This is a genomic window from Rhodococcus sp. KRD175, assembly GCF_017168275.1.
GTDB lineage: Bacteria > Actinomycetota > Actinomycetes > Mycobacteriales > Mycobacteriaceae > Rhodococcoides > Rhodococcoides fascians.
Genome location: NZ_JABFAQ010000004.1, coordinates 760,700 through 778,879, shown reverse-complemented (window position 1 = coordinate 778,879; position 18,180 = coordinate 760,700). Strand labels below are relative to the sequence as shown.

The 18,180-nt window shown below is 64.1% G+C and carries 18 protein-coding genes; 15 read left to right on the top strand and 3 right to left on the bottom strand.

From position 1 onward, the window contains the following. The first annotated feature begins 269 nt into the window (after positions 1-269). From J1M81_RS08120 to J1M81_RS08065, 12 genes are all read left to right on the top strand, one after another. Positions 270-1,268 carry a substrate-binding domain-containing protein gene (locus J1M81_RS08120; protein WP_027495727.1) on the top strand — a complete coding sequence of 333 codons (999 nt, stop codon included), beginning with the start codon at positions 270-272 and terminating at the stop codon, positions 1,266-1,268. Between the two features lie 34 nt (positions 1,269-1,302). After that, positions 1,303-2,292 carry an ABC transporter permease gene (locus J1M81_RS08115; RefSeq protein ID WP_206497880.1) on the top strand — a complete coding sequence of 330 codons (990 nt, stop codon included), beginning with the start codon at positions 1,303-1,305 and terminating at the stop codon, positions 2,290-2,292. Then, positions 2,289-3,071, top strand: coding sequence for an ATP-binding cassette domain-containing protein (locus J1M81_RS08110; protein WP_027495729.1), 783 nt, complete (start codon positions 2,289-2,291; stop codon positions 3,069-3,071). The genes J1M81_RS08115 and J1M81_RS08110 overlap by 4 nt, the downstream gene beginning before the upstream one ends. Then, positions 3,049-3,975: a PfkB family carbohydrate kinase gene (locus tag J1M81_RS08105; RefSeq protein WP_206497879.1), complete on the top strand. Its 927-nt coding sequence runs from the start codon at positions 3,049-3,051 to the stop codon at positions 3,973-3,975. Before J1M81_RS08110 ends, J1M81_RS08105 begins: the two co-directional genes overlap by 23 nt. Continuing rightward, the gene (locus J1M81_RS08100; RefSeq protein WP_206497878.1) at positions 3,965-4,615 is read left to right on the top strand and encodes a nucleoside/nucleotide kinase family protein; all 651 of its coding nucleotides are present in this window, start codon (positions 3,965-3,967) and stop codon (positions 4,613-4,615) included. The genes J1M81_RS08105 and J1M81_RS08100 overlap by 11 nt, the downstream gene beginning before the upstream one ends. Before the next feature lie 36 nt (positions 4,616-4,651). Continuing rightward, positions 4,652-5,662 carry a LacI family DNA-binding transcriptional regulator gene (locus tag J1M81_RS08095; protein ID WP_206497877.1) on the top strand — a complete coding sequence of 337 codons (1,011 nt, stop codon included), beginning with the start codon at positions 4,652-4,654 and terminating at the stop codon, positions 5,660-5,662. A gap of 32 nt (positions 5,663-5,694) precedes the next feature. Further along, a complete protein-coding gene (gene fbaA / locus J1M81_RS08090) occupies positions 5,695-6,717 on the top strand; it encodes a class II fructose-bisphosphate aldolase (RefSeq protein ID WP_032367298.1) in 1,023 nt (340 codons plus the stop codon). Positions 6,718-6,810: 93 nt separating this feature from the next. Further along, on the top strand, positions 6,811-7,221 hold the full coding sequence (locus J1M81_RS08085; protein ID WP_206497876.1) for a YciI family protein: 411 nt from the start codon (positions 6,811-6,813) through the stop codon (positions 7,219-7,221). Between the two features lie 6 nt (positions 7,222-7,227). Then, the gene (locus J1M81_RS08080) at positions 7,228-8,385 is read left to right on the top strand and encodes an RNA polymerase sigma factor (protein ID WP_206497875.1); all 1,158 of its coding nucleotides are present in this window, start codon (positions 7,228-7,230) and stop codon (positions 8,383-8,385) included. 110 nt (positions 8,386-8,495) lie between these two features. Then, positions 8,496-9,491: an alpha/beta hydrolase family protein gene (locus J1M81_RS08075; protein ID WP_206497907.1), complete on the top strand. Its 996-nt coding sequence runs from the start codon at positions 8,496-8,498 to the stop codon at positions 9,489-9,491. 64 nt (positions 9,492-9,555) lie between these two features. Further along, positions 9,556-9,771, top strand: coding sequence for a DUF2945 domain-containing protein (locus J1M81_RS08070; protein WP_027495736.1), 216 nt, complete (start codon positions 9,556-9,558; stop codon positions 9,769-9,771). A 192-nt stretch (positions 9,772-9,963) separates the two neighbouring features. Continuing rightward, positions 9,964-11,172, top strand: a complete 1,209-nt coding sequence (locus J1M81_RS08065; RefSeq protein WP_230595365.1) for a ricin-type beta-trefoil lectin domain protein — start codon at positions 9,964-9,966, stop codon at positions 11,170-11,172. Here the strand turns inward: J1M81_RS08065 and J1M81_RS08060 are convergent. Beyond that, entirely contained in the window at positions 11,154-13,160 is a 2,007-nt protein-coding gene (locus tag J1M81_RS08060; protein WP_032389164.1) for a hypothetical protein, read from the bottom strand. The two genes, J1M81_RS08065 and J1M81_RS08060, sit on opposite strands and share 19 nt — an antisense overlap. 41 nt (positions 13,161-13,201) lie before the next feature. Beyond that, a complete protein-coding gene (locus J1M81_RS08055) occupies positions 13,202-14,443 on the bottom strand; it encodes an acetyl-CoA carboxylase biotin carboxylase subunit family protein (protein ID WP_027495739.1) in 1,242 nt (413 codons plus the stop codon). 454 nt (positions 14,444-14,897) lie between these two features. On the opposite strand from J1M81_RS08055, the gene J1M81_RS08050 reads away from it, so the two are divergent. From J1M81_RS08050 to J1M81_RS08040, 3 genes are read left to right on the top strand one after another with little or no spacing between them, the layout of a single operon-like run. Further along, the gene (locus J1M81_RS08050) at positions 14,898-16,196 is read left to right on the top strand and encodes a glycoside hydrolase family 16 protein (protein WP_032367295.1); all 1,299 of its coding nucleotides are present in this window, start codon (positions 14,898-14,900) and stop codon (positions 16,194-16,196) included. Positions 16,197-16,250: 54 nt separating this feature from the next. Further along, positions 16,251-16,592 (top strand): GNAT family N-acetyltransferase, encoded by a 342-nt coding sequence (locus tag J1M81_RS08045; RefSeq protein ID WP_032366803.1) that lies wholly within the window; start codon positions 16,251-16,253, stop codon positions 16,590-16,592. A 40-nt stretch (positions 16,593-16,632) separates the two neighbouring features. Further along, entirely contained in the window at positions 16,633-17,208 is a 576-nt protein-coding gene (locus tag J1M81_RS08040; protein ID WP_051365039.1) for a hypothetical protein, read from the top strand. Positions 17,209-17,226: 18 nt separating this feature from the next. On the opposite strand, the gene J1M81_RS08035 is transcribed toward J1M81_RS08040, so the two are convergent. Further along, positions 17,227-18,159, bottom strand: coding sequence for a DAPG hydrolase family protein (locus J1M81_RS08035; protein ID WP_237606161.1), 933 nt, complete (start codon positions 18,157-18,159; stop codon positions 17,227-17,229). Positions 18,160-18,180: the final 21 nt, after the last annotated feature.

Genomic DNA, 18,180 nt, shown 5'->3' with positions numbered 1-18,180 from the left:
GAGCGGGGACTGATCGGCTCCGCAAATGCGCGCGCATTCGTTGGATGCGCGCGGAATAGCGGGGCGATCGGGCACTATTTCGCGCGCGGATGGCAAACGCGCGCGCGTTTGCGGGAACTGGGGCTGATCGGGCTGAATCGAGCTGACGCCGGCCGGTCGGAAAAGTTTTCGGAATTATTTCGCGAAAGCGCATGCGCAAGCGCTTGTATTGGTCGTACGCTCCTGCAATCGAGCGACGCGACCTGCGTAGCGAGGACAAGGGAGTCCAGATGTTCAATCACCGTCGGAAGACCACGCTGACGATCGGAACCGCGTTGATGGCCGGTTCCCTCGTACTCGGACTGACTGCATGCAGCGGTTCGGATTCGGACAGCGTCAAGGTCGGACTCATCACCAAGACGGATTCCAATCCGTACTTCGTGAAGCTCCGCGAGGCAGCTCAGGCCAAGGCGGACTCCAGTGGAGCCGAACTGGTCGCTCTCGCAGGTGCATTCGACGGTGACAACGAGGGTCAGGTCGCGGCGATCGAGAACCTGGTCGGCCAGGGTGTCAAAGGCATTCTGATCACCCCGAACTCCTCCACCGGAGTCCTCGACGCGATCAAGAAGGCACGCGACGCAGGCGTCGTCGTCATCGCCCTCGACACGGCCACCGATCCCGAGGACGCGGTGGACGCGACCTTCGCGACCGACAACAAGGCGGCAGGCGTCAGCCAGGGCGAGTGGGTCAAGGGCACGTTGGGAACCACTGCACCCCAGGTCATCATGCTCGACGGCACCGCGGGCGGCACCGTCGACACGTTCCGTCACGACGGCTTCCTCGAAGGAATGGGCCTGACCGACAGCTCTCCCGAGATCGTCGGCCAGGAGAACACCAACGGCGACCAGACCAAGGCGCAGACGGCCATGGAGAACCTGCTGCAGCGCGCTCCGGGTGTCAATGCGCTCTACACGATCAACGAGCCCGCCGCGGCGGGTGCCTACCAGGCGATTCAGTCCGCAGGCCGCGCCGATCAGATCACCATCGGCTCGATCGACGGTAGCTGCACCGGTATCGCGAACGTCAAGTCGGGCATCATCGGTGCGACGGTGCTGCAGTTCCCGGCGAAGATGGCCGAGCAGGGCGTCGACGCTGTGGTCAAGTTCGCCCAGGACGGCACCAAGCCCAGTGGCTTCAACGACACCGGTTCTCAGCTGGTCACCGACAAGCCTGTTGCCGGAATCGAATCCCAGGACACCGCATGGGGCGAAGCGAATTGCTGGGGCTGATCGCAGAAATCCGTCGAGGACCAGGAACTGATTCGTGAGTACCGATACTGCCGCGCCTCCCAAGGCTCCGAGCCGGTTCAACGTAGGAACCATCCTGCGTGAACCGCTGCTCGGGCCCATGGCCGCGCTCGTCATCGCCATCATCGTGTTCAGCTCGATTTCGAGCTCGTTTCTCAACCCGCAGAACGTTTCTCTGATTCTGCAGCAGTCCGTGGTGGTCGGCATTCTGGCCGTCGGCCAGACGCTCATCATCCTCACCTCCGGTATCGATCTGTCGATCGGCGCGGTGGCCGTGATGGGCACCATCGTCATGGCGCAGACCGCAGGTGCCAACGGCCCGATCGTGGCGCTCGGCTCGACGCTCGCCGTCTGTGTCGCATTCGGCGCGATCAACGGCGGCTTGGTGACGGTACTGAGACTGCCGCCGTTCATCGTCACCCTCGGTACCTTCACCGCGATCCAGGCGGCCACGAGACTGTTGGCCGGATCCGAGACGTACCAGGTGCCGAGCGGACCGCTGACGCTGCTGGGGACGTCGTTCAAAATCGGCAGTTTTTCCACCACCTACGGCGTGGTGGTGATGCTGCTGGTGTACGCCGTGATGTGGTACGCACTGTCCCAAACATCCTGGGGCAGGCACATATACGCGGTGGGTGGTAGCCCGCAGGCCTCGGACCGCTCCGGCATCAAGTCCGGTCGCGTGCTGTTCTCGGTCTACATCGTCACCGGTGTCATCGCCGCGATCGCGGCATGGGCAGCGCTCGGACGGATCCCCAATGCCGACCCGAACGCCTATCAGAACGCCAACCTCGAAACGATCACCGCGGTCGTCATCGGTGGAACCAGCCTGTTCGGTGGCCGCGGCACCGTCATCGGGACTCTCATCGGAACTCTGATCGTCGGGGTGCTGCGCAACGGGCTCACCCAGGCCGGCGTCGACAGCCTGTACCAGAACGTCGCGACCGGCATTCTCGTCATCGTCGCGGTGGCCGTCGATCAATTCGCACGCAGGAGGTCACAGTGACTGCCCCCCTCGCTCTGGAAGCACGTGGTCTGGTCAAGACCTACGGCAGCGTGACGGCCATCAACGGCGCGGATTTCGAGCTGCGGGCCGGTGAGGTACTGGCAGTGATCGGCGACAACGGTGCCGGAAAGTCAAGTCTCATCAAGGCTTTGGCCGGAGCTGTCATTCCGGATTCGGGAGAGATCCTGATGAACGGCTCGCCGGTGTCGTTCAAGAACACCCGCGATGCCCGGGCGGCCGGGATCGAGACGGTCTATCAGGACCTGGCCGTCATTCCTGCGCTCGACATCGCCTCGAATGTCTATCTCGGACGCGAGATCAAGCGCAAAGGCATCAGCGGCAGCATCTTTCGGCGATTGGACATGCCGAGAATGCGCGACGAGTCGTCGAAGCATCTGCAGGACCTCAAGATCGGCATCAAGTCGGTCAACCAGGCCGTCGAGACGTTGTCCGGTGGGCAGCGTCAGGGTGTCGCAGTGGCGCGAGCAGCGGCATTCGGCCGCGGGGTGATCATCATGGACGAGCCGACCGCAGCTCTGGGCGTGCGGGAATCGGGCATGGTGATCGACCTGATCCGAACGATTCGCGACCGTGGGATACCCGTGGTGCTCATCAGCCACGACATGCCGCACGTGTTCGAGGTCGCCGACCGCATCCACATCCACCGCCTCGGCAAACGCGCAGGCGTCGTGGATCCGAAGAAGCGCACCATGTCCGAGGTCGTTGCGCTCATGACCGGCGCGGAGGAGCCGACCGATGAGGAACGCGCCGGCCTCTGATGCGTCTCGCCCGGTCGGCGTTTTCGTCGGGCTGGCGACACTCGATGTGATTCATCGAGTGTCGACGGCGCCGGCGTCGAACCAGAAGATCACCTCGAACGCGCAGTTCGTTGCGGCCGGTGGTCCTGCCGCCAACGCCGCCGTCACGTTCGCCGCACTGGGTGGTACGGCCGTTCTCGTCACTGCGCTCGGGGACGATCCGGTGGCTGCCTTGATCAAGGCAGAACTTGCGGAATGCGATGTGCGCGTGATCGACTCGATCGCGGGCACCGTGAGGTCTGTACCCGTCTCGGCCGTGACGGTGATCGAGTCGACGGGAGACCGGTCCGTCGTCTCGGCCGACGCCGTGCACTCCGACGCCGCGCCGCCGAACGATCTCGATGCCGTGCTCGCCGGTGCCGACGTCGTACTCGTCGACGGCCACCACCCCCTGATCGCCCGCGCCGCCGTGGAACTTGCGGCGGCGCGGGATACCACGTCGGTCGTCGACGCCGGACGCTGGAAACCCGTGATGAGCGAGCTGATTCCGTTCGTCACGGACATGGTGTGCTCAGCGGACTTTCGCACGCCCGGAGCGTCGGACACAGCTGCCACTGCAGCGACGTTGGTGCGCTCGGGCGTACGCACGGTTGTCACCACCCACGGCGGAGAGCCCGTCGAATTCTGGTCCGAGGGCAACTCCGGCTCCGTGGCCGTCGAGGCGGTCACCGTGGTCGATACACTGGGAGCCGGCGACGTCTTCCACGGCGCGTACGCGTACTACTCGACGCAGTCCGGCTCCGTGCAGGAGCGTATCCGACGGTCGGCTCGCGTTGCGGCGCTGCGCTGTTCGGTCATCGGCCCCAGAGCGTGGCTACGCGAACTTCCCACCCACGTACTCGAAAGCGACAACAGTGAGCAATGACCGACAGGTGCAGGAAGCATCCCTCGACGAACTCGTGGAGCTGGCCGGGCGGCTCGCCTTGCCGGGAGAGCGGCACATACTCGGCCTGACCGGTGCACCGGGTGCCGGAAAGTCGACCGTGGCACAGCAGTTGGTGGATGCACTGGGCCCCGAGCTTTCGGTGCTGGTTCCGATGGACGGATTCCACCTGGCCAACGAGGTGTTGATCGAACTGGGCCGGCTCGATCGCAAGGGCGCACACGATACCTTCGACGACGGCGGCTATGCGCGTCTCGTCGCCGCGATTCACGATCAGCGCCCCGGCGATCCGCTGGTGTACGCACCGAAGTTCAGGCGAGAGATCGAGGAATCGATCGGGTCCGCCGTACCGGTCCCGTCGGACGTTCCGCTGGTGATCACCGAGGGCAACTACCTGCTGATGCAATCCGACGCATGGCCTGCTGCACGGGCGATGATCGACGAGGTGTGGTTCCTGGCTCCGCACACGGCCGTTCGGCACGAGCGTCTCGTCGCGCGGCACGAGGCGTACGGGAAATCGCCCGAGGAAGCGCAGTTCTGGGCATTGGGTTCGGACGAACGCAACGCCGAGCTCATCGGTTCGACCGCCCAGCGCGCCGATCGAATCCTGCGATTGACATGAGACCGCCGGCGTCCGATACCCACGGAGACGACTGACATGCCCACCATGGACGACGTCGCTCGGATCGCCGGAGTGTCGGTGTCGACGGTCTCGCACGTGCTCAACGGAACTCGTAAGGTCAACCCGGCGACCCGGCAACGCGTCGACGCTGCCATCGTCGAGATCGGATACCGGCGTAACGTCGTGGCGCGTTCTCTCGCGGCCGGTCGAACCCACACGGTGGGACTGTCGATCGCGGCGCTGACCAATCCGTACTTCGGCAGCCTCGTCTATGCCGTCGAGCAGCGGTTGTCGGAGGCCGGCTACGTGTTGATTCTCGGTGACTCGCACGACGAGCCGACGTCGGAGCGGCGCGTCACCGATTCTCTGCTGGACCGTCAGGTCGACGGCATGATCCTTGCGCCTGCGGCCGGCTCGGAGGAGTCGACGATTCCCGAGATCATGCGCAGCGGAACACCTCTCGTGCTGATCGACCGTATGCTGGATATTCCGTGCGATCAGGTGGGCCCGGAGAACGAGCAATCCGCGTACGAGCTGACGGCCCATCTGCTCGACGCCGGTCACGAGCGAATTGCGATCGTCCGCGGCATCGAGGGAATCTCGTCCACCACAGAGCGTTTCGCAGGTTATGCCAGGGCGCTCGCCGACCGGGGAATCGAACTCGACCCTCGGTTGATCCTCGAGGGAAGGTCCAACGTCGAGGTGGCCGAGACGGAGGTACGTCGACTGCTGACGGGCGCGGACCGGCCTTCGGCATTGGTGTCGATGAACAACTCGATGACCATCGGTTCCCTCAAAGCGGTTCGCGCGCTTGGTTTGTCGATCCCCGACGACCTGGCGTTCGTGTGCTACGACGATTTCGAGTGGTCCGATCTGTTCGAGCCGCGCCTGACGGCCGCCGCGCAGGACGTGCAGACCATCGGCAGAACCGCCGCCGACCTGTTGATCGGTCGAATCGAAGGCCGTGACGACGCGCCGCGGTCCATTTCGGTACCGACTACGTTCACCCACCGCAATTCGTGCGGCTGCGCTGCAGCAACACGCTGAAGACCAGCCGCACCCGAAAGAGAGAACAGCCCATGCCGATTGCCAGTCCGGAACAGTACGTCGCCATGTTGGACCGCGCGAAGGAGGGCGGGTTCGCGTACCCGTCGATCAACGTCACCAGCTCACAGACGCTCAACGCGGCGCTGCAGGGATTCGCCGAAGCCGAGAGCGACGGCATCATCCAGGTGTCGGTCGGTACCGCGCTGTACCTGTCCGGCAATGCCGTGCAGAACCGCTTCGCCGGCTCCAAGGCGCTCGCGCAGTACGCCCACGAAGTGGCGCAACACTATTCGATCTCGGTGGCGCTGCACACCGATCACTGCCCCGCAGAGAACCTCGACGATTGGGTGCGCCCACTGCTGTCCGACGCGATCGAACGACGCTCGCGCGGCCTGGCACCGCTGTACCAATCACACATGTGGGACGGCTCCGCCGTGCCGCTCGACGAAAACCTGCGTATCGCACGGGAACTGCTCGATCTGTCGGTCCAGGCCGACACCATTCTCGAGATCGAGGTGGGAGTGATCGGCGGGGAAGAAGACGGGGTGTCTCACGAGATCAACGAGCAGCTGTACTCCACCGTCGACGACGCCCGCGCCACGATCGCTGCGCTCGGTGCAGGCGAGCGTGGTCGCTACATGACGGCGCTGACCTTCGGCAATGTCCACGGTGTCTACAACCCGGACTCGGTACATCTACGTCCCGAGATTCTCGACGAGATCCAGTCGGTCGTCGGTGCCGAAACCGGAAAGGACAAGCCGTTCGATCTCGTCTTCCACGGTGGATCGGGCTCGAGTGCCGCCGATATCGCGTCGGCAGTGGCGAGCGGGGTGATCAAGATGAACATCGACACCGACACCCAGTACGCGTTCACACGGTCCATCGCCGGTCACATGATCGGCAAGTACGACCAGGTTCTCAAGATCGACGGCGAGTACGGCAACAAGAAGGCCTACGACCCCCGATCGTGGGGCAAGCCGGCCGAGTCGGCCATGGCAGCACGCGTGGTCGAGGCAACCCAGATGCTCGGCTCGGTCGGACGCACGATGCGGTGAAGTTTCTCGGTCGAGTGTGTAGAAATCGGCCGACCGGCTCCGTCCCAGCGGCGAATGCAGAAAGAATGACTGCATCCGACGCTAGGAGACATCATGGCCAAGTACCTCATGCTCAAGCATTACCGCGGGGCCCCCGAGCCTGCCGGCTGGATTCCGATGGACCGGTGGACTCCGGCCGAAGTGCACGACCATATCCAGTTCATGCAAGACTTCGCCGCCGAGCTCGAGAAGACGGGCGAGTTCGTCGACGCGCAGGCCCTGGCCCCCGAGGGAACATGGGTGCGGTCGGACGGGGCCGGAAAGCCCCCGGTCACCGACGGTCCGTTCGCGGAGACCAAGGACTTGATCGCAGGGTGGATGGTCATCGACGTCGAGTCCTACGACCGCGCACTCGAACTCGCGGGGCAGCTCTCGGCAGCACCCGGCGCCGGTGGTGAGCCGATCAACGAGTGGCTGGAGCTGCGTCCGTTCATGGAGGCCCCTGCCACGATCGACACTGAATAGGTCGCCGTGGACCCCCACCTGCTGCGGGAGCTGACTCCGTCCGTGATCGGCGTTCTCGTCCACCGCGGAGCAGATTTCGCCGCGGCCGAGGACGCCGTCCAGGAGGCGTTGGTGCAGGCGGCCTCGGTGTGGGGAGCGTCGGCAGAGGCGGGTGACGCGCCGTCCGACCCGAAGGGATGGCTCGTCACCGTGGCGTGGCGCAAGTTTCTCGACTCCCAGCGGTCGGAGAAGGCTCGACGGGATCGAGAGAACCGGGTTGCGGCCGAGCCGGAACCGGGCAGTGTCCACGGCGTCGACGACACACTGCAGTTGTTCTTCCTCTGCGCGCAACCGGTGCTGACACGCGCAGCAGCGGTAGCGCTGACGTTGCGTGCCGTCGGGGGTCTGACGACGCGGCAGATCGCGCAGGCGTATCTGCTGCCGGAGAAAACCATGGCCCAGCGCATCAGCCGAGCCAAACGGGCGGTGCGTGACGTCCGTTTCGACGCTCCGGGTGACCTCTCGACGGTTCGGCGGGTGCTGTACCTGGTGTTCAACGAGGGGTATACCGGCGACGTCGATCTCGCGGCCGAGGCGATCAGGTTGACCAGGCAGCTCGCGACCCTGTCCGACGACGCGGAGACCGCTGGACTGTTGGCGTTGATGGTGTTGCACCACGCCCGGCGCGCTGCGAGAACCGGATCCGACGGCCGGCTGATTCCCTTGGCCGAGCAGGATCGGTCGAGCTGGGACACCGTCTCGATAGCCGAGGGAGTTCGGATTCTGCAGGCGGCGCTCGCTCGGGATCGGCTGGGCGAGTTCCAGATACAAGCCGCCATTGCCGCCCTGCATGCCGATGCACAACGGGTCGAGGACACGGACTGGGTACAGATCGTCGAGTGGTACGACGAGTTGCTCGCGATCACCGACAGTCCGGTAGTACGGCTCAACAGAGCTGTCGCGGTGGGGGAAGCGGACGGCCCGGCCGCCGGACTCGCGGCGCTCGCCGCCGTCGATTCCGCAGTACCGCGGTACCACGCGGTGGCTGCGCATCTGCACGAGAAGGCCGGCGATCTCCGGTTGGCGGCCGAGCTGTTCGTGCGGGCGGCCGAGTCGGCGTCCTCGGTGGCCGAGCGGCATCATCTGACGCTGCGCGCCACTCGAATTCGTACCGCAGGTTCGTAGAGATACCTGGAAACAGCGAACGGACCGGGCGGTTTTGTAATCGGATCGTTAGCGGTCGAAAGCGGAATTCGTGCAACCCTCGTATGGTGCTGATGTTGCCTGTGGGACAGATGAGAAAGAAGCTGACTCGATCCACCGCGGTGGTGACGACGGCCGTACTGGCGTCGATAGTGTTGGCCGGAAACCCGGCGCAGGCGCTGCCGGGCACTACCGGATCGGCCGACGCGGCAGTCGGGGCCGTCGGAATCCACCAGGTGTCGGCAACGCGCGCGGTGCTGAACGTGTTCTCTCCGTCCATGAATCGTGTCATCTCCAACGAGGTGCTGCACTCGCCCGGAGGTGGTCCCGCGCCCACGCTGGTTCTGCTCAACGGTGCCCTCGGCAACGAGGACGGGGTCGGCTGGCTCAACAACTCCGGCGTCGAACAGTTCTTTCTCGACAAGAACGTCACCGTCGTCGCACCGATCGGCGGTCGGTTCAGCTTCTACACCGATTGGCAGACAACCGACCCGGTGCTGGGGACCAACCTCTGGCAGACCTATCTGAGCCGTGAACTACCCGCGGCCGTGGACGCCGCCTACGGCTCGACGGGCAAGCGCGGCGTCGCGGGCCTGTCGATGAGCGGTGGCCCGGCGTTGGATCTGGCGATCCAGGCTCCCGACGTGTTCGACGCGGCCGCGTCGTTCAGCGGATGCCCGGCACCGTCCAATCCGCTTGCCACCGCAGGCATCTCGGCCATGATCGCCGGCGGACTCAACAACCCGTTCAACATGTGGGGGTTGCCGGGAAGTCAGGGATGGCGAGACCACGACCCGTCGCTCAATGTCGAACGACTTCGTGGAACGGCGGTGTACGTGAGCTCGTCACGCGGTGCGCCCGGCGCCGTGGATCGCATTCCCGACGGTGCCGTTCCGCCGTTCGGCGGCATGGCGGTCGAAGCGATGGTCAACTACTGCACATCCATCTTCGTCGACGCCCTGCGTCGGGCCGACGTTCCGGCGACGGTATCCATGCGCGACGAAGGTGCGCATACCTGGCCGCTGTTCGAGGACCAGTTGCGAGAGGCCTGGTTCACCACACTGGCTCCGGCTCTGGGAACCAGCTGACTGCGCCGACGCGCTCGTGGGTAAGTGTCGATGGACAGACCACCGACGAAGGGATCACCGGAACATGTCGAAGGACGATTTGCACAAGGGCGACAAGGTCGAATGGCAGACCCACGGAACTACCACCGAGGGAACGGTGCAGGAGAAGATCACCTCCGAGACCGAAGCCGCCGGCCGCAAGGTCAAGGCCTCGAAAGACGACCCGCAGTACCGCGTCGAAAGTGACAAGTCCGGAAAGGACGCAGTGCACAAGCCCGAATCGCTCGACAAGAAGGACTGATCTCGCTCCCTAAGCTGCTCGAAAGTTGCTCCTGCTGACGATCTGTACCCTCGGCTGGGACGGATCGTCACTTTGGAGGCAACGATGGGGACGACCCCGATGCGGATTGTTCGTGCACGTTCGCGTCTCGGTCGGTGGGGTAGCGGTTGCCGCACGGGGAGGGCTCTTGTCGCTACGGGGACGCTGGCGACCGTGTCCGTACTCGTCGTGGGCTGCGGCGTGTTCTCCGGGGACTCGACCACGGACGCGGACACACCGTCTGCAGTGACCTTCACCGGGCAGATCGAGTCTCCCGACACGCTCTGCCTCGATGGAAGTGACACCGACACCGTCCGTCTCGCGACGTGCAACGGAACGCCGGCGCAGCAAGTAGTCGCCGAGGCCGACGGCACGGTTCGGTCGCAATCGCAGTGTCTGGTGCCGAAGAACAGCGAGACCGCAGCCGGTGTACCTGTTGTCCTCGGAAGTTGCGACGACAGTGCGGTCGCCAGTTGGACAGCGGGCGAATCCGGTGCGATCGGGCTGACGGGCACCGGCCTCTGTCTCGCGGACGACGCACGGCAGACCTCTCGGCGTGTGGCCGTGCTGGCCGAATGCGACGGCTCGTCGGTGCAGACGTGGACACCGGTAGCGGCCGCAGAACCGACCGCCGACAACCCCGGAGGAATTGCTGCACCCACCGGGGATCTGCCCGGCTGGAAGCAGATATTCGTCGACGAATTCACCGCCCCGTCCGCCACCGGCAGTTGGTCCAATCAGTGCGACCCCTCGAAGGTCGTCTACACCGGAGCCGAGGGCCAGCGGTGGCGCACGTATCCGTCGTGCTATTCCGACACCTACGACAAACGGCCGTATCGGCCCGATGCAGTGCTGTCCACTGCCGACGGCGCTCTGCAGTACCACCTCGGTCAGGTCGACGGCGTTCCGGCCGGAGCGAGTATCTCCCCACTGATCGGTGCCGACCAGTATCAGACGTACGGACGATATTCGGCGCGTCTGAAAGTCGATTCACCGGATCTGTCCGAGTACTACGCGGCATGGTTGCTCTGGCCGCAATCCGAGAATTGGCCGTACGACGGCGAGTTCGATTTCCCGGAAGGTGCGCTGTCGGGCAACGTCGGTGGGTTCCATCATTTCTCGGGCGAAGGCTCGTGCGCCGACGGGTGCAAAACGCCTGCCCTCGACATCGGCGCGCAGTTCACCGACTGGCACACCTACACCATGGAATGGTCACCGGGAAGGATCCGGTACCTCCTCGACGACACGGTCGTGTTGGACTCGACCGACTTCGTGCCGTCCACGCCGATGCGATGGGAGCTGCAGACCGAAACCAAGGGAGACGGAAACAGCGAGGGCAATCTGATCCTGGACTGGGTCTCGGTCTACTCCTGGAACGGCTGATACGCGGCCCGCGCCGAGCGCTCGGCACCCCAACTGCGTTCGATGTAACCGACGATCGTGTCGATGTCCGCGTTCGGAATCTTCTCCGGCTCACCCTTTTCCAACGGATCCGTGTGGAAGATGTACAGGCGAGACGCGAATTGCTCGAACGGTAGCGAGCCTTCGCCCGCGCGTTCGCCGTTCCCTGCCGTTCCGACGACGACTCCGTCACCCCAATCCTGCCCACTGTCGTTGTTGGGATTGAAGAAGTAGACCCGCATGACGCCGTCGGGATCGGGGGCAACACGCAGAATGGCGATGGCGTGCCACCCCACATACCGTGCAGCGCTGTCGGTTACGGCCACCCCGGCGGGTTGCGGGTGGATCAGCGGCTGATGGCCGTTGTACTCGGGGTGATAAGCGGCATGGAACTGCCGCAGGAAACCATCGAGATCGACCAGATTTCCGGTCGCGACGTCCACGTCGATATGGAACTCGCGGGCCGACCACCACCCGTGGAACTCGGGATTGACCCAGCGATGCGGATCGCCCGGTCTGTCGGCGCAGCGTCGGACCATCTCGGCGTAGATCCGGTCCAGGTGCGGAACCAGAATCAGCGATGCCGGGTCCAGATCGACCGGATCCGAGGTCGCGACACCACTTTCGCTGTCGACGGACGAGATCGACTGGCCCTCGAAGTGCATGACGATCTCTTCGTCTCGTGCCGCCCACACCACCATCTGCAGCAGGTAGTCGGGATCGTTGTACGCCCACATCGACAGCGCGCGCGCCGACTGGCACGTGGGATTGTCGCCCTGGCCGACACCGAGCGGTTGACCGAGCATGGAGAGCAACCCACCGAGCAATCGCGACTCCGGTGCCGGAACCGGACCGAAAGTGGTGATCAAGCGTTCTCGCACTGCGGGCGCGAGGGTGAGCGATAGCTGACGCCACAGGGACGGCACGATCGGCGGCTGATGCAGGATTCCGCGGTCGAGGAGCAGTGCCAATCCGTAGAGACTTTGCGCCGTCTCGGGATACACGGTTTCTTCGATCAGACGGTGGACCAATTCCGGGTAGCGAGTGAGGCACGTACGCCCGGTGTCGGACAGCCCCAAGGCCTCGGGCAGGACATACGAGTAGTGGTCGACGAGATATTGCGTGAGTGTGGCGTGGTACGGCGAAACGAGACCGGTGTCGTGCATCGCCCGGGCGAAACCGCGGGCCTCGAACTGCAGTGCCTCGACGTCCATGGCCTCGAGCCGGTTCCGGTAGACCTCCACGCCCGGGTCCTCGCGGCACGCGTCCGTGGTGCCGAACAACGCCGTGGTCAACCGATCGAGTCCCTGACCGGACGTGCCGAGATCGACGGTCGGGTCGTCGCGATAGATCGCAATGCGCGTGACCATGGACTTGATGGTGTCGACCTGGATCGGACGCTGACGCAGAATCCGCCAGATCTCTTCGAGCAATTCGTCCAGCACACTGTCGTAGCCGATTTCCCCGGCAACGTAGCCGAAGAGATCGCGGATCAGATGTGCGGTCCGACCCGAACGGACTCGTTCCGATTCCGAGGGCGGGGTGAACAACACCTCGAGGTTCAGGGCGAGTACCTGGGAGAGGAAGCGTCGCGCATCGTCAGCTGTCACTGCGGGATGCTCGTACTCACCGGCGACGATCGCGACCATCCGCAACTCGCTGGCTGCTTCGAGAACCACGGTGTCGTCGTTGCCACTGCGCAGGCTCGGACCCACGAACGCGGGAACGAGAATGTCCGGCTGCGCCCAGTCCGTACCGGCGAACAGCCCGGCGTTCTCCAGCGCCGCGGCGCGTTCGCGTACCGCGCCACAACCGCCGGGCTGCAACAACACTCGGTGCACAGAATCCAGAACCCGTCGCACCTTGGTGCTCTTGCTGAACTCCGGTGCGGCGGCCAGCGCGTCGACGGCGTGATCGAGTTGCGCCAGCCGCGACACCAGAGCCTTGTCGATCGGTGCAGCGTCGTTCATCGTCTGCGTCGTGGGTTCGTGGTCGTTGCCGAGTTGCTGCTTCACACGTAGAAGTCCAGTTCTTCCTGTTGCTTGAGCAGGTCGCGCATCCGGTACGGATCATCGCCGAAGAAGTACAGCAAGCCCCAGTGGGTACCGAAAGCCGTTCTCTTGGTGACGGTTTCCTCGACCGGTGCCGACAGGTCGTTGGTCTCGTAGTAGTCGTCGTCGGCGGTCACGTCGGGGATGACGAGATCGCTGACGACGCGTCGCCGTGGGTACACACCGAAGCATCCCGCGTGACCGGTGGCATCGACTACCTCGCGCGGGAAGAAGGCGTCGATTTCTTCTTCGGTGGTCTTCGGGTCGAAGGCGAGAGCCAGGCCCTGGTACGCGTTGAAGCCGTACGCCCGCTCGAGGAGCTCGAACACCTTGAAACCTGGTGGGCGGTAGGCAACCTCGCCGAAGTACATCTCGCCGTCGCTGGTGACGAAATACTCGGGATGGATGAACCCGAACTCGATGTCGAACGCTTTGATGAGCTTCTCGATCTGAACCGTGATCTGCTCGCGGTACTTCTCGAGCTCCGGCGTCGCGGGGACGAACACCGAATACCCGAGCGTGACGTACTCGGAGATGTTGAGGAACTTGATCTTTCCGTTGTGGATCCACGCCTCGACAGCGAACTCCCAGCCGTCGAGATGCGACTCCATCAGTACCGGGAACTCCTCGTCCGGGATGGAGTCGACTTCGTCGGGGGTCCGAATGACGCGGTGGCCCAGGCATCCTGCCTTGTCGAAGGCCTTGAGGTGGATGGGGTCGTTCGGGTCGCCGTCGAGTTTGAGCAGCGTCTGGTTCACCCGACGCAGAAAGCGGATGACGTCCTCACGATCGTGTGCTTCCTCGAAGATGCCGACACGAATGCCACCGAGCTGTGCGCGGCGCTTCATCAGTGCCTTGTCTCGGAGCAGCATCGCCTGGCCGAACAACCTCGGATTGCCCAGCAGCACGGAATTGATGGCACCGGCCCACTCGACTGTCTCCTCGTACAGCGGTATCGCTACATCGACGCCTTTGTCTCGGAGAGTCTCCGCGATCTCGAGCGACCTGTCGTTGAGTCGCTCGAAGTTCCACGGTAGGTACGGAATGTCATGCTCGGTGCAGTACGCCTCGGCCCACTCTGGCGCGACGACGACGTAGCGTCGATCGAACGCGTCCAGGGCTTCCACTGCGGCCAAACTCCAGCCCAGCAGCGCTACGAAGCCTTTGTTCGGGTCTTTCTCCAGCCTCTGTGGCCGATCCATGAAGTTCCTTTCCCTTGTGATGCGCGGTCGAGGTCCTTCGCTCCACCGTACAGAGGGTGTTCGGTGCCGCTTTCCGGACCCGGTGCTCGGGAAGCCGGGACGCGATGTGCACCGTCCCTCGAACTGACGGGCCGGATCCTGCGCAGGGCTGGCAATGCGCTCGTTTGCCAGCGAAATGATGGATACAAGATCATAAAAAGTCCAGATGCACGATTTGCTCGACAATTCGATTCGTGTGAATAGATTTTCGATCCGGAGCAACTAGTTTAATATTTAATCTCCAATTCGTACCGGTCGTATTTCTTTAAATTACGCCTCTGACCTGGCGTTTCAGGGTGAATGCGAATTCACTGCGCAATGTCTGAATCATCCCTATGATTCGAGATGCCGGCAATCAATTGTATTTATCCGCCGTGTATCCAATGCGATGTTCGGTCTCTCGAAGGATGAAACCATGACTGTTTCGGGCCGTGCTGTTCTGAAGCGTTCCTTGGTGACGCTCGGAACCACCGTATTACTTTCGGCTTTCGTAGTTCACGCGCCACAGGCCGCGGCCGCCACCTCGGGACAGATCAAGACGCCCGCAGGGTTCTGCCTGGACAACAAGGGCGGTCTCACCGGACAGAACAATCCCGTCCAGATCTGGGATTGCAACGGTACCGGCGCGCAGACGTGGACCGGTACCGAGGACGCCACGATTCGAGTGCAGGGCCGATGCTTGTCGCCGGCATCGGGCTACGCGGCGGCCGGCGTCGCGTTGACGACGTGGGCGTGCAACGGCAAGCCCGCGCAGCAATGGTCGATCCGTGGGGACGGCTCGATCTCGTTGCTGCAGAAGACCGGCCTGTGCATTCAGAATTCGCGTGAGGTCAACGGAAACCGACCGGTGTTGGCGAAATGCAACGGGTCTGCTGCTCAGAAGTGGATCACCGCGACCACGCCGTTTCCGACGACACCGCCCACGACGACGCCGCCCACGACGCCACCGACCACTCCGTCCACCACTCCCAGCGGGGTGGCAGCGCCGGTGGGCGACCTACCCGGTTGGAAGCAGATCTTCGTCGACGACTTCGCGAAGCCTTCCGCCGTCGGCAGTTGGGCCAACGACTGCGATCCCACCAAGATCGTCTACGTCGGTGCTCAGAATCAGAAGTGGCGCACATACCCCAAGTGCTACAAGGACACCTATCAGAAGCGCCCGTACCGAGCGGACGCCGTGCTGTCCACGCACGACGGCCTGCTCGATTACGGATTGCACAATGTCGACGGTGTCCCGGCCGGTGCCAGCGTCTCGCCGGTGATCAACGCGGCAGGGCAGAACCAGACATACGGAAGATACACAGCGCGATTCAAGGTCGATTCGGCAACTCTGGCCGAGTACTACGTTGCATGGCTGCTGTGGCCGCAGTCCGAAAGATGGCCTGCGGACGGCGAAATGGACTTCCCCGAAGGAAGTCTCGCGGGGCAGGTCGGCGGCTTCCATCACTACTCGGGTGCCGGTTCGTGCGTCGGCGGCTGCCAGGACGTCGCTCGGAACATCGGCGCGAACTTCACCGATTGGCACACGTACACCATCGAGTGGTCCCCGGGCCGCGTTCGCTACATCCTCGACGACACCGTGGTTCTGGACAGCACCAAGTGGGTTCCCTCGGGTCCGATGCGCTGGGAACTGCAGACCGAGACCAACGGCACCGGAAACAGCAACGGGCATCTGTTGCTGGACTGGGTTTCGGTGTACAGCTGGGTAGGCTGACCCGACCGCGTACCCAACCGACTGGGGCGTGCCATCGAGAGAAGGGGAGCGTCGATGACGGTCGACAAAACCGGTGCCGAAGTCGAGATCGCCCAGCAGGCAGACAGGTTCACGATTTCGGTCGAGGGCACACAGGTCGGCTTCACCGAGTTCGCCGACGACGAGCAGGGCAGGCGCGTCTTCTTCCACACCGAAGTGGATGCGGCCTACGGCGGACGTGGTCTGGCCACGATCGTCGTTCGGCACGCGCTCGACGCGACGCGTTCCGAGAACAAGCACGCCGTTCCGATCTGTCCGTTGGTGGCCGCGTTCGTCGGCGAACATCACGAGTACGACGACATGGTCGAGCCCGTCACGGACGACATTCGGCAGTGGCTGGCCGACCAGCAGGGATGATTCGTCGACCGATCGCCGGCCACGTGCGACGATCTGCAGCATGACCGATCCCGGACACCGCCCCGGCGGCACACATCTCTACCGTCGGTTGGTCACCCGGTCCGACGGCCCCTTGTCGCCCGTTCGGGCGGCCAGGAGGCTCTCGGCGTACATCTACGGCAACATCCTGGTCCTCGCCGCGGTTGCCGCCTCCACGCCGAGTTCGATCGGGCACGGGACGGCGGCCGTTCTCGTAGCGGCCACTGTGGCAACGACTTTTCTCGCGCATGTGTTCGCAGATTTCGTCGCCGGGAGCCAGATACCGGAGGCGCACGGTGATGCAACGGACGAACAGCGCACATTCGAGGCCATCGAGGAATTCCGGGATGCAGTCCCCATTCTGAGCTCCGGGACGTTTCCGGCGGCGATGCTGGCGCTCGGGTGGCTGTCGGTGCTTCCGGCACAATGGGCCGAACTGCTGGCCGGTGCGGTGATCGTCGTACGAATCGCCACCATACCGATTGTCACGGAACGAGTTCGCGGGAACCGTCCGACGTTTCGGGCCCTGGTGATCGGGCTTGCCACTGCCGTCGTCGCGGCGCTCATCGTGCTGGCGAAAGTCTTCTTGGGTCACTAGCTGCCCCTCGTGGACGGATCAACCGCCGAACTCTGCGTGCAGCTCCGGCAAAAACCCTGCGAGGTGGTTCATCTCCTGTCCGCAGTGCAGCAGCAGATCTCGGGCGAGGTCGAGTCCGAGAACGAGGTCGCTCGGATCCACGGACGTACCCCGGCGAACTGCGCACACGGCCTGCTTCGGATCGGGAACGTGCAATCCTCGTAGGTTCAGATAAAAGCGGCTGCGCATCTCGGCACCGCCCTGTACCGGCCGAACCTGATGGGCGAGCCAGCCCAGATCCACCGGTGCGATGGAACTTCCCACTCGGCCGAAGACGACCGTCTGGTCTGCGGGAACGTCGAAACCGTGTGCAACAGGGTCACGGAAGCCGATACCCAGCTGCTGAAGCTTCGGGCCGACGTACTCGTCGACGAACGATGTGTTGCCGATGTACTTCGCCTTGTCCGGAATCGCGTGGGCCGTCCGGTCCTCGGCGAGTGCGGCGTGGAGGTGGGCATCGGGGTGCCACAGTTTGTAGCGGGCCGCCTCGGCGGAATGCCAACCGAACCACCAATCCCACATCGCTGCCGTGACCCGGGGCATCGCGGTGAGCACCGCCACGAACGTCATGCCGTCGGCGCGTTGTCCGTAGCCGGTTTCGATCGCCGAATATCCCGTGGGCGCGAGATCGGTTGTGATGGAATCGAAGTGCGGGACCCACTCTGGTGCTATCGGCGGCCCGCCGACTGCGTCGGTCACGACGGCCGGTGCCGGTGTCGTCCGTGCGGCGAAGAAATGGGCATAGGGCCGTCCTCGGTCGATGTCGCGGTAGCCCTGGTACCGCTCGCCGCAGTCTTCACTCGAACCGGTGCCGGGAGTTGCGACCGCTCGTGCCGCGGGGCCGAACACAGCCGTGGCTGCAGCCGCGGCGGCACCCACCATCATTTGTCGTCGCGACGGGCCGCGGCTCATCGGGCGGGGTTCCTCAACATC